Raw genomic sequence first — 13690 nt, 5'->3', positions numbered from 1 at the left:
CCGGAGTGGGGTACCTGCCGAGCCGCCCGCTGACCCGGACCGCGAGAAACCCGGCGCCCGGCAGGCAGGCCCGGGGAACCGCCCGGCTCTGCCGTCGCCGCCATTTCCCCTGCACCCCGCTGACCTGCCGGACGGCCGGGGCCCGGAGTGGGGGACCAGCTTCGCCGTCGTCGCCCATCGCGGTGACCACGCACGCACCCGGCGGCCGACAATCCACCAGGTAGGACCGCCGCCCCTCGTCGTCGCCGCCAACCACCTCACACTCCGACGGCCCGCCGCCCGGCCGGGGCCCACGAGCGGGGTACCGGCCGGTGCCGTCGTCGCTGCCGTTGTCCTTGCATTCCAGTGGCCTGGCGGACGGCCGGAGCCCGTCAGCGGGGGACCAGCCGAGCCGCCCGACCACCCGGACCGGAAGGGGCCCGCCGCCCGGCTAGCAAGGCCGGGGAAACGGCCCGCTCGGTCATGTCCGCTGGAGTGGTGTAAGTTTCCGATGCTGTTCGAACATGAGCGCCCGTGCTGACCAGCCGTTTGGTGCTCATGGCGATGCAGATTCGAAATTAGTTACACCACTCTGCGGGACACGATCACCCGCTCTCACCGTCGCCGCCATCCACGGGGGCCACGAACACACCAGACGGCCGACAGCGCTGCAGGTAACGGCGCCTCCCCCTGTTCGCGCCTTCTCCACCCCCTCAGGTGTGGCCGCCCCAGGCCTGCCACACCGGGGTCAGGGCCGCGTCCGCCTTGAACGGGCGTTCTCCCGTCCACCGCCACACCGCGCCGGGCCCCGCCAGGTCGAGGAGGTCGGGGCCGTCCGGCCCCTGCCCCGCCTCCGGGTCGCGGCCGAACACCCCCACCTGGCCCACCACCCGGTCCCCGCCCAGGATGCCGGGCAGGCCCCGCACCTCCGGATCGCGCAGGTCCAGGTCCTCGGTGAACAGCGGGCGGCCCGCCAGGCGCACCCGCGTGGACGCCAGCATCCTCCCGCCGCGCTCACCCGTCCTGCCCAGGACCAGGGACTCACGCCACAGCAGCTCGGCGCCCTCCGCCAGGTCGGCTTCGACCTCGCGCCGGACGTCGGCGCCGTCGGAGACCACGAACGCCGGTTCGGTCCAGGTCATGCGCGCCCCCTCGGCGAGGCGGACCGAGGCCCGCCAAGCCGCCCGGCCCCCGCGCGCGTTGTAGGCCACCGTGCCGTTGGGGTCCACGAGCTCCAGCTCGGCGCCGGGCCCCACATCCACGTGGAGCCGGACGTCGTCCCCCGCGCACAGTGCCGCCCGCACCGCCGCGAGGGCGACGCGCAGCGCGCCGCCGGGACGGCGCATGATGCCCGGCTTGAGGAACGTGCCGGTCTCCAGCGCCACCGGCACCGTCCGGTCCCCGTACCTGCGCACCGCGACCACGGCGGGCTCGGACGGGTCCAAGCCGGGTTCGGAGGGGGCCGCCCCGGCCTCAGGGGCGGAGACGGCCCGTTCGCGCAGTGCTTCCATCAGTGCCCGTGTCCGTGCCCGTGGCCGTGGCCATGCCCGCCCTCGTCCTCGGGCCCATGGCTGTGCGGCGCCATCGGCCCCGGGTCCTGCGGGGTGTGCTCGCCGCTGCGGTGGGCCCCGATCACCCCGCGCACCCAGTCGCACAGCGCCTTCACCGACGGCTCGTCGGTGCGCGACAGCGCCAGCACCGGTCGGCCGTCGCGCGCCCGCTCGGCGTCGGCGACCATCCGGTCCACATCGACGCCGACGTAGGGCGCGAGGTCGGACTTGTTCACGATGAGCAGGTCGGCGCGGCCGATCCCCGGGCCGCCCTTGCGCGCGACGTCCCCGCCGCCCGCCACGTCCAGGCAGAAGATCTGGGCGTCGATCAGGGCCGGACTGAAGGTGGCGGTGAGGTTGTCGCCGCCGCTCTCCACCAGCACCAGGTCGAGCGGGGCGAAGTCCTCCTCCATGTCCTCCACCGCGTCCAGGTTGGCGGTGATGTCGTCCCGGATGGCGGTGTGCGGGCACGCACCGGTCTCCACGGCGCGGATGCGCTCCTCGGGCAGCACCCCGGCGCTGCGCAGGAAGCGGGCGTCCTCGTCGGTGTAGATGTCGTTGGTGACCACGGCCATCGCCAGCTCACCGGAGAGCTCCCGGCACAGGGTGGCGATGAGCGAGCTCTTGCCGGTGCCGACCGGCCCGGCCACGCCCAGCCGCAGGGTGCGGCGGGCGGCGGGCACCGCCGTGCTCTCAGGCGACGCCGTGTTCTCAGGCAAGGCTGTGTTCTCAGGCAAGGCTGTGTTCTCAGGCAACGAAGAGCCTCCTCGTCTCGCGTGCGTGCGCCTCGGCCCATCGGTCGATGAGCGGGGCCGAATGCGCGGGAATGTCGTGGGGGACGTCCGTCGCGGCGGCGGCGCGGACCGACGCCTCGATCTCGGGTGCCAGGTCGAGGAGCCGGCGGACCGCGGTGAGCGGGTCGCCGGGGCGGAGTTTGAGGGCGGCCGCGGTGACCGTCTGGGCGTCCTCGTACAGCGCGGCGCGGGCGGTCTGCTCGGCGGTCATGCCGAACACCGCCCCGAGCGCGCCGAGGACGACCGGGCGCATCGCCCGCAGCCCGGGGGTGGCCGCTTGCGCGGAGGGCAGGGCGCGCACGGCGGCGTGGCCGGCATCGACCCGGCGGGCGAGGCGGGCCAGGCCGCGCCCGAGGGAGGCGGACGCCTCGCGCAACGCACGGCTGGGGGTCCGGGCGGCGAGGGCCTCCTGCACGGGGCCGTAGTCGGGGCCGGACCCGGGGTCCGGGTCCGCGGCGACCCGGAGGGCGACGACCGCGGCGGCGGCCTCGGTGCGGCCGACCGTGGCCAGGCGGGCGCGGATGTAGTCGGGGATGCGCTCCTCCGGAAGCCCGGCCTCCAGCGCGGCCTCCAGGGTCGCCGAGTGGGCATGCCCGCCGGTGGGGAGCCGGGCGTCGGCGAGCAGGAGCGCTCCCAGCGCACCCGTGTCGGTGCTCATCGTCTCCGTCTCCTCCCAGTTCTTCGGTCGAGGGCGGGCCGCCTCGTCCGCCACCGCCCCGTCGCCCCGCCGCCACGCCCCGCGCCGCCCGTGGTGCGATGCCGCGACGTTTCCGCCGCGCCGCTGCCGGAACGGCCGGGGCTCCCGGGGGCGGGACCGGTGGCCCCGGCCCACCCCTCGGGCACTCGACACTCACCCACTATCCTGCTCCCGACCTGCGACGACGGCTACTCTGACCCCTCCTTCGCGGGACCGGCGGCCGTCCCGACGGACCTTCCTCGGGCGCGCCCCCGTCCGCCTGCCTCCGCGAACCGGTACGGGCACGGCCGTCTGAGGCGTCGCCCCTACGCCACGGGTACCTGGACGGCGTCCGCCGGATCGCTGTGACCTCCGGCGGCCGCTATTCGGCTTCCGGGGCCGCTATCCGGCTTCCGGCGGACGCCCTCCGGTCGGCGGCCGAACAGCAGCCGTCGGTCAGGGCCCCGAGCGGGTCGGACCCGCCGGAGAACCGCGATGACCGCTCGGACGGAGACCGCGCCCCTCCAGCCGACGCGGTCGGCGCCCGGGTCAGAACATGCTGTACCGCTGGGCCAACGGGACCTCCGACACGGGGGCGTCGGCGTCCTTCGGGTCGACCTCGTAGCCGTCGATGGTGACCCGGAACGTCTCCGGGTCCACACTGATCTCCGGCAGGGCGCTGTTGTTGGGCATGTGCTCCTTGCCCACCCCGCGGGTGTGCCGGATCGGGGTCAGGCGGCGCCTCAGCCCCAGGCGCTCGGTCACCCCCTCTTCGAGGGCGGCCGGGGCGACGAAGCTCGTCGCCAGGTGCGCCGCGTCGCCCGCGGCCAGACCGGTGCGCAGCAGCATCGGCTCGGCCGTCGGGATGGAGGCGTTGACGTCGCCCTGCGGGGCGTACACCACCCCTCCGCCCTTGACCACCGCCGCCGGCCGGATGCCGAAGAACGCCGGGTTCCACAGCACCAGGTCGGCGAGCTTGCCCGGCTCCACCGAGCCCACCTCGTGGTCGATCCCGGCGGCCACGGCCGGGCAGATGGTGTACTTGGCGACATAGCGCCGCGCCCGCTCGTTGTCGGCGGGCATCAGCGACCCGCTCCCCCACCGGCCCTTCATCGCGTGCGCCACCTGCCAGGTTCGGGTGACCACCTCCCCGGCGCGCCCCATGGCCAGGGCGTCGGAGGAGGTCATCGAGATGGCGCCCATGTCCTGCAGCAGGTCCTCGGCGGCCATGGTGGTGTCGCGGATGCGCGAGTCGGCGAACTGCACGTCCGCCTCGACGTCGGGGTTGAGGTGGTGGCAGACCATGAGCATGTCGTGGTGCTCGGCCACCGTGTTGACGGTGAAGGGCAGCGTCGGGTTGGTGGAGGAGGGCAGCACGTTGGGCTCGCCCGCCACCACGATGATGTCGGGGGCGTGCCCGCCGCCCGCGCCCTCGGAGTGGAAGATGTGGATGCCCCGCCCGCGGATCGCCCCGAGGGTCTCCTGCACGTACCCGGCCTCGTTGAGGCTGTCGGCGTGCAGGGACACCTGGATGCCGAACGCGTCGGCGGCGCGCAGGGCCGCGTCGATGGCCCCCGGGGTGGCGCCCCAGTCCTCGTGGATCTTGAGCCCGGCGGCCCCGGCCCGGACCTGCTCGGCCATGGCGGCCTGCCCCACGGTGTTGCCCTTGCCGAGCAGCAGCAGGTTCATCGGGACCGTGTCGAGGGCGCGGTGGGTGGTGGCCAGGTTCCACGGCCCCGCGGTGACGGTGGTGGCCTTGCTGCCCTCCGAGGGGCCGCTGCCGCCGCCGATGGAGGTGGTGATGCCCAGTGACAGCGCCTCCCACAGCTGGTCGGCGTTGAGGAAGTGCACGTGGGAGTCGATGCCCCCGGCGGTGAGGATGCGCCCCTCGCCCGCGAGCACCTCGGTGCCGGGGCCGATGACCAGGTCGGGGTGGACCCCGTCCTGCACGTCGGGGTTGCCCGCCTTGCCGACGGCGGTGATGCGCCCGTCGCGCACGCCCACGTCGGCGCGGACCACGCCCCAGTGGTCGAGCACCACCGCGTTGGTGACCACCAGGTCGAGTGCACCCTCGGCGTGGGTGGAGGTGGACTGCAGCATGGACTCGCGGATCGACTTCCCGCCGCCGAAGACCGCCTCGTCCCCGCCGACGCAGCGGTCCTCCTCGACCTCGATCCACAGGTCGGTGTCGCCGAGGCGCACCCGGTCTCCGGCGGTGGGCCCGTACAGGTGGGCGTACTCGTCCCGGGAGATGCGGCTCATCGCACGCCACCCCCGACCACGGCCTCGGCCGGGCGGATGCCGGGCACCTCGCGGCGGCCGCCGAGCTCGACCGCGGTCACCGCCTTCTCATCGCCGGGCTGGAAGCGCAGCGACGTCCCCGCGGGGATGTCCAGGCGGAACCCTTCGACCAGGGCGCGGTCGGCGGGGGCGCCGTCGGCGTCGGAGAAGGCGAGCGCCGGGTTCACGTCGGCCAGGTGGATGTGCGACCCGATCTGCACGGGCCGGTCGCCGTCGTTGCGGATCACCACGGAGCGCTTCTCCCGTCCGGCGTTGAGCTCGATGTCGCCCGGGGCGGGGGCGAGGGCGCCGGGCGCGGGCCCGGCGGCGGCCCCCTCCTCGGCGCGTTCGGCCGAGCGGCGGATGGGGTGGGTCATGGTGACGAGCTTGCGCCCGTCCGGGAAGGTGGCCTCGACCTGCACGTAGTCCACCAGTTCGGGGACGCCGTCCATGACCTGCTCGGCACTGAGCACGTCCGCGCACTCGGCCATCAGCCCCTCGACGCTCGCGCCCTCGCGTGCGCGCTCGATCGCCCAGCAGGACAGCAGGGCGACGGCCTCGGGGTGGTTGAGGCGCACCCCGCGCTCCAAGCGGTCGCGGGCGACCATCCCCGCCACGCTGAGCAGTAGTTTTTCCCGGTCCGACGGGGTTAGGAACATCTTTCCTCCGCAGCAGCGCACGACGAATACGCCTTCAGGCAATGGTGTCCGAAGACGAGGAAGCGACGTTTCGCCCCCATTTCGAGGGCGTTAAATGTGGCCAGTGAAGTCGAGCGGCTCAGCAGGGGGCATGCGAGACGGGCATGTCCAGATCACCATGCGAGTCATCGGATCATTGGCTTCATGAAGATAACATGAAGGCGCGGCGCCCGACCCCCGGACCCGCCGGACGGCGGCCGGTCCCACCGGGAATTGGCCGCCCGGCCGGGAAAGCCTGCGGAAAATCCGGACCGTGACAGCACGAATACCCCGCACCGGGCGCACGGGGTATTCGCGGAATTACGCTATGGAACGGCGGGGCCGCCGGGTCAGTCGAGGCCGAGCAGCGGCTCCAGCCCCACCGTGAGCTGTTCGGGCAGGCCCGCCACGCGCCGCACGCCCAGCAGCACCCCCGGCATGAACGAGGCGCGGGTCATCGAGTCGTGGCGGATCTTCAGCGTCTCGCCGTGGGTGCCGAAGACCACTTCCTGGTGGGCGATGAGCCCGGTGATCCGCAGCGCGTGCACCCGAACGCCGTCCACGTCGGCGCCGCGTGCCCCCTCCAGCTCGGAGGTGGTGGCGTCGGGCATCGGCGCGCACCCGGCGTCGGCGCGCGCCCGGGCCACCATCCGAGCGGTGCGGTCGGCGGTGCCGCTGGGCGCGTCGGCCTTGTTCGGGTGGTGCAGCTCGACGATCTCGGCCGACTCGAAGTAAGGCGCGGCCTTGGCGGCGAAGTTCATCATCAGCACCGCGGCGATGCCGAAGTTCGGGGCGATGAGGGCGTTGGCGCCGGGGTGGCGGGCGAGCAGGTCGCGCACCTCGGCCAGCCGCTCGGTGTCGAAGCCGCTGGTGCCCACGACGGCATGGATCCCGTTCCCGGCCAGCCACCGCAGGTTGTCCATCACCGCGTCGGGGTGGGTGAAGTCGACGACGACGTCGGCCCCCCGCGCCTTCTCCCGGTCCCCGGGGTCGTCGACCGCCGCGACGAGCTCGGTGTCCTCGGCCGCCTCGACGGCCTTGACGACTTCCGTTCCCATGCGCCCCTGGGCGCCGAACACTCCTACCTTGATCACGGGTTTCACCGTACCGGAGCCGGTGGGCCCGCCCGCGCGCCTCTCGCGGGCGCGAGCCCCGCCTTGAGACGATCGCCCTGGGATTCCGGGGCCGGGTCCCCGGGGAGGGAGGCGCCCGATGGCGGAGCGGAAGACGGGGCGCGGGGCCGACCGGGGGACGTCGAGGACACCGGGCCGGGACGACCGGAGCTGGGCAGGGGCGCCCGAGGCCGGCCGCGGGGCCGACGGCCTGCGCGAACCGCGCGAACCGCACCACGAGAGCCTGGGGTCGCGGCTGAACTGGCTGCGCGCGGGCGTTCTCGGCGCCAACGACGGGATCGTGTCCACGGCCGGGCTGGTGGTGGGCGTGGCCGGGGCGACCGCCTCGGGCACCGCGATCCTGGTGGCCGGGGTGGCGGGCATGTTCTCCGGCGCGCTGTCGATGGCGGCGGGCGAGTACGTGTCGGTGAGCACCCAGCGCGACACCGAGCGGGCCGCCCTCGCGCGCGAGCGCCGAGAACTGGAGGAGGACCCGGAGGCCGAGCTGGAGGAGCTGGCCGGGATGTACCGGGACCGGGGGCTCGACGCGGACCTGGCGCGCCGGGTGGCCGAGCAGCTCACCGCCCGGGACGCGCTGCGGGCGCACGCCGAGGTGGAGCTGAGGCTCGACTCCGACGAGCTGACCGACCCGTGGCAGGCGGCGCTGGCGAGCTTCCTGTCGTTCGTCGTGGGGGCGCTGGTGCCGCTGCTGCTGATCACCCTGTCCCCGGGCGGGTGGCGGGTGCCGGTGACGATCGCCGCGGTGGCCGGGGCGGTGGCGGTGACCGGCGCGGTCAGCGCCCGCCTGGGCGGCGCCGGTCCGCGCCGCGCGGCCCTGCGCAGCGTGGTCGGCGGGCTGCTGGCGATGGCGGTGACCTTCGGCATCGGCACGGCGGTGGGCGGAGCGACGGGGATGTGACCCCGCGCCCGCGATCCGGCGCCCCGGTCGAACCACCGCCCCGGGGGAGCCGAACGCCGAGGCACTCGGGCGACTGGCGCTTCGCGCGCGTCCCGGGGCCGCGCACATGCGGTGGAACTCCGCCCTTCTACGACGAGGGCGGCTCAGCCGCACCCGTCGGCCGCCCCTCGTCCATGCCCGGTGTGCGGGGCCGGACGGTGGACGCGACCAGGGACCGCCCGCCCCCCGGACGCCGCCCGGTGGTTCGGAGCGGCCGACCGCTCCGGCCCCTCGCCGTAGGGCCCGCGGTCCCGGTCCGGCTCCGGCGGGGCCGGACCGGGGCCTCGAGCCCTGGCGCCGTCGCCGGTCAGGCCCGGGCCAGCAGGAGGGAGAAGTCCCCCTCGGGGTCGGTCCACCAGTGCTCCAGGGTGAAGCCGGCCTGCGCCAGCTCCGACGCGATGCCCTCCTTGCGGAACTTGGAGGAGATCTCGGTGCGCATCTCCTCCCCCTCCGCGAAGTCGGCCTCCATGTCCAGCGCCTCCACGCGGACCCGGTGGGCGGTGCGGGCGCGCAGGCGCATCTCGATCCATTCGCGGTCCGGGTCCCACACCGCGACGTGCTCGAACAGCGCGGGGTCGAAGTCGGCCCCCAGTTCGCGGTCGATCACCCGCAGCACATTGCGGTTGAACTCGGCCGTCACGCCCTGCGCGTCGTCGTAGGCCGCGACGAGCCGGGCCGGGTCCTTGACCAGGTCCGCGCCGAGCAGCAGGGTCTCGCCCTCCTCCATCGTTCCGCGCAGGTCGCCCAGGAACGCCGCGCGCTGCTCCGGGGTCTGGTTGCCGATGGTCGACCCGAGCATGGCCACCATGCGCCTGCCCCCGGTGGGCAGCAGCGGCAGGTGCCGTTCGAAGTCGGCCACGACCGCGTGCACCCGCAGGCCGGGGTGGTCGGCGGCGATGCGCGCGGCCGCCTCCTCCAGGAAGTCGCCGCTGACGTCGACGGGGACGTACCCGGCCGGGCCGCCCCGTTCGTACAGGGCCTCCAGCAGCAGCCGGGTCTTCTCCCCCGACCCCGCCCCCAGCTCGACCAGGGTGTCGGCGCCGGACGCGCGGGCGATCCCGGCGGAGCACGCGCGCAGGATGGCCCGCTCGGCCCGGGTGGGGTAGTACTCGGGCAGCCGGGTGATCTCCTCGAACAGCCCGCTGCCGCGCTCGTCGTAGAACCACTTGGGCGGCAGGGTCTTGGGCGCGGCCGCCAGCCCTTCGGCGACGTCGCGCCGGAGCGACTTGGACAGGTCGTCCTCGGTCAGGTGGCGGTCGGTGCGGACCATTGCGCGTCCCCCTCCTCGCGTCGTCCGCGGGCCGCCGGTGCGGCGACGGCGGTCGTCCGTATCCCTTCGGAATCGGCGATGACCAGGGAACACTCCGGAACCCTGCGCCATTCCGCCGCGTCGTCCAGCGGCTCGGAGGCGATGATCGCGCCGCCGCCCCGACTCCCGTCGCCGCGCCTCCCGCCGCCGCCGTCCAGCGCGCGCACGTACAGCGTGTCGCCGAACGCGGTCGCCGCGATGGCGTGCCCGTCGGAGGCCAGAAGGTTGTACCGCCCGGTCGAGTGCTCCAGCGCCGCCGCCACCGTGGCGGCGAGCGCCTCGCCCAGCCCGGCGCCGCGCCGCCGCAGCCGGACCGCGTGGGCGAACAGCGGCGCCGAATCGACGGGGGTGCGGGCGTCCAGGACCCCGGCCGGGGCCGGTGCGCCCAGGGCGGCGGCGAGCGCCTCGTCGTCGTCGGCCGCACCGTTGTGGCTGAACAGCATGCCGTCGGCGCGGAACGGCTGGGCGCACGACTCGTCGGTGCCGAATCCCGGGGTCGCGTCGCGCACGGCCGCCACCAGGCAGCCGGTGGTGATCGCACGGGCGGCGTCCTCGAAGGAGGTGTCCGCCCAAATGGGCATCGCGCGGCGGTACCGCAGCGGCCCGCCGCCTCCGGGCGGGTACCACCCGGCGCCGAACCCGTCGGCGTTGACGGTGCCGTGCCGCTGCTCGCGCGGGGCGTAGGACTGGCGGTACAGCGGGTTCCCGCCGCCGTCCGCGTCCCCGAACAGCAGTCGGTGCAGGCTCGCGGGCGGCCCCAGGTAGGCGAGGTGGCGGCACATCAGGCGCCCACCCCGCCCTCGTCCGGGGCGGCGTCGCGGGCCAGCCGGAAGCCGCTGAAGATCTGCCGCCGGATGGGGTGGTCCCAATTGCGGAACGTGCCCCGGGTGGCGGTGGGGTCGGTCGCCCAGGAGCCGCCGCGCAGCACCCGGTAGCCGTCGTCGAAGAACACCTCGGAGTACTCCCGGTAGGGGAAGGCGGTGAAGCCGGGATAGCCGTGGAAGACGGTGGAGGTCCACTCCCACACGTCGCCGATGAGCTGGCGCACCCCGAGCGGGGACGCCCCGTCGGGGAAGGCCCCGGCGGCCGAGGGCCCCAGCCGCCGCTGCCCCAGGTTGGCGTGGCGCCCGGTGGGCTCCTCGTCCCCCCACGGGTAGCGGCGGGAGCGGCCGGTGGACGGGTCCCAGCGCGCGGCCTTCTCCCATTCGGCCTCGGTGGGCAGCCGCATGCCCGCCCAGCGCGCGTGCGCCTGCGCCTCGTGGAAGCTGACGTGCTGGACCGCCTCCCCCGGCGGGACGGGTTCGACACGGCCGAAGCGGCGGCGCATCCAGGTGTCCCCGTCGCGGAACCAGAACGCGGGGGCGGTCTTGCCGCCCTCGCTGCGCCAGCGCCAGCCCTCCTCGGTCCACCAGCGGGGGTCGTCGTAGCCGCCCGCGTCGATGAACGCCATGTGGGCGGCGTTGGACACCGGCCGCGCGGCGATCCGGTAGGCGGGGAGGTGCACGGTGTGCGAGGGGCGCTCGTTGTCGTAGGCCCACGGGTCGGCGGTGGTGCCCATGGTGAACGGCCCGGCGGGCACCAGCACCTCCGCGGGGCCCGGCGGCACCGGGTCCGGCCCGTCGGGCGCCCCGTCGGGGAGCACCGGGTCGCCCGTGCGCAACTGGTGGGTGGCGAGCATGGTCTCGTCGTGCTGGTGCTCGTGCTGGATCACCATGTTGTAGACGAAGCCGCCCGCGCCCAGGCCCGACCCCTCGCCCATGGGCACCCGCTCCAGGGAGTCGAGCACCCGCCGCCGGACGCGGGCGTTGTAGTCGCGTGCCTCCTCGGGGCGGAGCAGCGGCAGTTCGACCCGGTCGGCGCGGGCGTTCTCGAAGGCGTCGTAGAGCACGTCGATGTCGCGGCGCAGGGCCCGCCCGCCCGCCGCGGCGCGCACCAGCCACTGCTCCTCGTAGTTGCCGACGTGGGCGTAGTCCCACACCAGCGGCGACATCAGCGGGGAGTGCTGGGCCACCAGCTCGCCCTCGTCCAGGGCGTGCACGGTCAGTCCCTCGCTGCGCCTGCGCACCGCCTCCAGCTCGGCGGCGATGCGCTCGCGCACGCGGTCGTGGTCGCGGTCGTGGTCCGCCTCGGTCCTCATCGGTCCCCTCCGGGGGTGGCGTCCGGCGCGTCGGCCGCATCGGATCCGTCGGTCGCGTCGTCGGCGGGGCAGCGGCCCCGTTCGGTGTAGAGGTCGCGGTAGGCGTCCACGGTCTCGGCGAGCCGGGCCGCCCCCATCCGGGGCAGGGCCTCGGACGCGGCCTCCAGGCAGCGCCGCGCGGCCCGGCCCAGGGCGGGGTCGGCCACGGCGTCCCGGGCGGCCGCCAGCCAGGTCAGGCGGTCGGGTTCGGTGCCGTGGCCGTGCAGCTCGTCCAGGGCCTCCTCGGCGGCGTCGGCGGCGCGGCCGTCGTCCGCCAGGGCGGCGGCGACCGCCGCCGGGACCGGCCACCAGGGCGCGGGCAGGGCGTCGATCATCCGCAGCTCCAGCCACCCGCGCGGGCGCACCGGAGGGAACAGGGTGCTCAGGTGGTAGGCGAGGTCGTCGTGGTCGGGCGGTCGGGGGCGGCACCGGCGCATCCACTCGGAGAAGTGCATGCCGGAGCCGCCGTGCCAGCGCCCGTCGTCGGTGCGGATCGTCATCAGGCGGGCCTGCAGGGCGTACTCGGTCCAGGCGGTGGCCGGGTCGTCCCCGCCGACGGGGCGGGTGCGGCCCTGGTCGATCCCGGCCCAGACCGCCCACCGGGCCGAGCGCCAGCCGGTGGGGCGCCCGCGCCACAGGGGCGAGTTGGCGAAGGCGGCCGTGAGCACCGGGCCCAGACGGTGGACCAGGCGCCAGCGCCGGGCGGCGTCGGCGGCGTCCGCGCCGATGTCCAGGCACACCTGCAGGGAGGCGGTGCTGCACATCATGGTGCGGCCGCTGGGCCCGGCGCGGTCGAAGAACCGCTCCATGGCGGTGTAGCGGGGGAGGGTGAGCTGGCGGAGGGGCGGCCGCCGGGGGTCGAGGCCGACGCCGCGCAGGTCCAGCCCCGCGTCGTTCAGGGGCTTGGCCACGTGGGCGAGGTCGGCGGCGGCGGCGCGGTGCGCGGCGGCGGGGCCGGGGAGGGGCGGCGAGCTGAGCTCCAGCTGCCCTCCGGGTTCGAAGGTGACGGCGCTTCCGGCCGGGGGCGGCCCGGCCTCGTCCAGCAGCGCGGCCACACGGTCGACGGGTACGGGGCGGTCGGGGGCGGCGGGGTCGGTGACCAGCCATTCGACTTCGACACCGACCAGGCCCGGAGGGCCGTTCTTGAAGCAGATGCCGCGGATGTAGTCGTGGACGTCGTTCTCGGTGAGTCGGGTCATCGCTCACTCCAATCGAGCACGCACCGACCTCACATCCCCGGGGATACACCCGTTCGAACCTTTTCGATCTTCGAAAAAGGAGAACAGGGGGTGAATTGGGGCCCCCTTGACCGCCTCGGGAGGGAGCGCGGGAGGGGGCGCGGGTGTTCGGGGGCGCGCACGGGGCCGCGGGTCCCGGGCCGTCTGGGCCCCCGCCACTCTCCGGGGCCGGGCGGCCCGGCCGCCCGGCCATGGTCAGGGCCACGACACTGTTCCCGCGGGCCGGGCGCGCTCGCGGTGATCCCGACGGAAGCGCTGCCGCTCCAGCGGTCGTGGCGGCACTCCCGTCGGACCGTCGCCGGAGGGTCAACGGGTCACGGCAGGGACTCCTCGTAGGACTCGGTGATCAGCGTGAACCCGGACCGCCACAGGAAGGCCTGCTTGACCGGGTCGCCTCCGCCCGTCGTGACGATCATCCGCACGGCCCCGGCCTCCTTCAGGCGGGAGCGGGCGTGCGCGAGGAGGGCGCCGCCCACGCGCCACCAGTCGTACCCCTCCCCCACGGCGAGGTCGTCCACGTACCCGACCGGGCCCACGCCGCCGTGCGGCGGCGCGGGGTCGCCGACCGCCGCCGCCAGGTACCCCTGGACGACCTCCTCGTCCGTGGCCACCAGCACCACCGCGCCGAGGTCGGAGACCAGCGCCGCCAACCGGGCGCGGCGCGACTCCGCGGGTTCACCGCCGGGGCCGCGCCCGGCGGGGCCCACACGCTCCCCGAGGGCGACCATGGCGGCGAGGTCGGTGGGCAGGGCGTCCCGGACACCGGGACGGGTTTCGGCCGTCATCATCCGCCGCTCCGCGCGTTCCGCTCTCCATGTGTCCTTTACGGTCTTCCCACCATCGCCCGATCTCACCGCGATACAGGCGTGTCGGGCGCCGGCGCCCCGGACCGCCCGTGGTAGGACGGCCCGAAAGCGCGGAGGGGCACAGAGGGCGGGAGA

12 protein-coding genes are annotated in these 13690 nt (G+C 75.1%); 1 reads left to right on the top strand and 11 read right to left on the bottom strand.

The features are described from left to right. Positions 1 to 692 precede the first annotated feature (692 nt). The 6 genes from O4U47_RS22945 to dapB all read right to left on the bottom strand — a co-directional run bounded on the left by O4U47_RS22945 (position 693) and on the right by dapB (position 7059). Entirely contained in the window at positions 693 to 1490 is a 798-nt protein-coding gene (locus tag O4U47_RS22945; RefSeq protein WP_270680013.1) for an urease accessory protein UreD, read from the bottom strand. Beyond that, positions 1490 to 2248, bottom strand: coding sequence for an urease accessory protein UreG (gene ureG / locus O4U47_RS22940; RefSeq protein ID WP_270680012.1), 759 nt, complete (start codon positions 2246 to 2248; stop codon positions 1490 to 1492). Before ureG ends, O4U47_RS22945 begins: the two co-directional genes overlap by 1 nt. Before the next feature lie 28 nt (positions 2249 to 2276). Then, positions 2277 to 2981 carry an urease accessory protein UreF gene (locus O4U47_RS22935; protein ID WP_270680011.1) on the bottom strand — a complete coding sequence of 235 codons (705 nt, stop codon included), beginning with the start codon at positions 2979 to 2981 and terminating at the stop codon, positions 2277 to 2279. Positions 2982 to 3548: 567 nt separating this feature from the next. Next, on the bottom strand, positions 3549 to 5261 hold the full coding sequence (locus tag O4U47_RS22930; RefSeq protein ID WP_270680010.1) for an urease subunit alpha: 1713 nt from the start codon (positions 5259 to 5261) through the stop codon (positions 3549 to 3551). Beyond that, complete coding sequence (locus O4U47_RS22925) at positions 5258 to 5938, bottom strand: urease subunit gamma (protein WP_270680009.1); 681 nt, start codon at positions 5936 to 5938, stop codon at positions 5258 to 5260. The genes O4U47_RS22930 and O4U47_RS22925 overlap by 4 nt, the downstream gene beginning before the upstream one ends. 368 nt (positions 5939 to 6306) lie before the next feature. Continuing rightward, entirely contained in the window at positions 6307 to 7059 is a 753-nt protein-coding gene (gene dapB / locus O4U47_RS22920) for a 4-hydroxy-tetrahydrodipicolinate reductase (protein ID WP_270680008.1), read from the bottom strand. A 109-nt stretch (positions 7060 to 7168) separates the two neighbouring features. Between dapB and O4U47_RS22915 the strand changes: the two genes are divergently transcribed. Next, entirely contained in the window at positions 7169 to 7987 is an 819-nt protein-coding gene (locus O4U47_RS22915; RefSeq protein ID WP_270680007.1) for a VIT1/CCC1 transporter family protein, read from the top strand. A 346-nt stretch (positions 7988 to 8333) separates the two neighbouring features. Here the strand turns inward: O4U47_RS22915 and egtD are convergent, their stop codons facing one another. The 5 genes from egtD to O4U47_RS22890 form a co-directional block, all read right to left on the bottom strand. Continuing rightward, positions 8334 to 9296: an L-histidine N(alpha)-methyltransferase gene (gene egtD / locus O4U47_RS22910; protein ID WP_270680006.1), complete on the bottom strand. Its 963-nt coding sequence runs from the start codon at positions 9294 to 9296 to the stop codon at positions 8334 to 8336. Further along, the gene (egtC, locus tag O4U47_RS22905; protein WP_270680005.1) at positions 9272 to 10117 is read right to left on the bottom strand and encodes an ergothioneine biosynthesis protein EgtC; all 846 of its coding nucleotides are present in this window, start codon (positions 10115 to 10117) and stop codon (positions 9272 to 9274) included. The genes egtD and egtC overlap by 25 nt, the downstream gene beginning before the upstream one ends. Further along, positions 10117 to 11472 carry an ergothioneine biosynthesis protein EgtB gene (gene egtB / locus O4U47_RS22900; protein ID WP_270680004.1) on the bottom strand — a complete coding sequence of 452 codons (1356 nt, stop codon included), beginning with the start codon at positions 11470 to 11472 and terminating at the stop codon, positions 10117 to 10119. Before egtB ends, egtC begins: the two co-directional genes overlap by 1 nt. Continuing rightward, on the bottom strand, positions 11469 to 12710 hold the full coding sequence (gene egtA / locus O4U47_RS22895) for an ergothioneine biosynthesis glutamate--cysteine ligase EgtA (protein ID WP_270680003.1): 1242 nt from the start codon (positions 12708 to 12710) through the stop codon (positions 11469 to 11471). The genes egtB and egtA overlap by 4 nt, the downstream gene beginning before the upstream one ends. Positions 12711 to 13063: 353 nt before the next feature. Next, complete coding sequence (locus O4U47_RS22890; protein WP_270680002.1) at positions 13064 to 13537, bottom strand: GNAT family N-acetyltransferase; 474 nt, start codon at positions 13535 to 13537, stop codon at positions 13064 to 13066. Between the last annotated feature and the right edge of the window lie 153 nt (positions 13538 to 13690).

Source organism: Nocardiopsis suaedae, from assembly GCF_027706745.1.
Taxonomy (GTDB): Bacteria; Actinomycetota; Actinomycetes; order Streptosporangiales; family Streptosporangiaceae; genus Nocardiopsis_A; species Nocardiopsis_A suaedae.
This window is presented reverse-complemented; position numbering and strand designations above follow the sequence as displayed.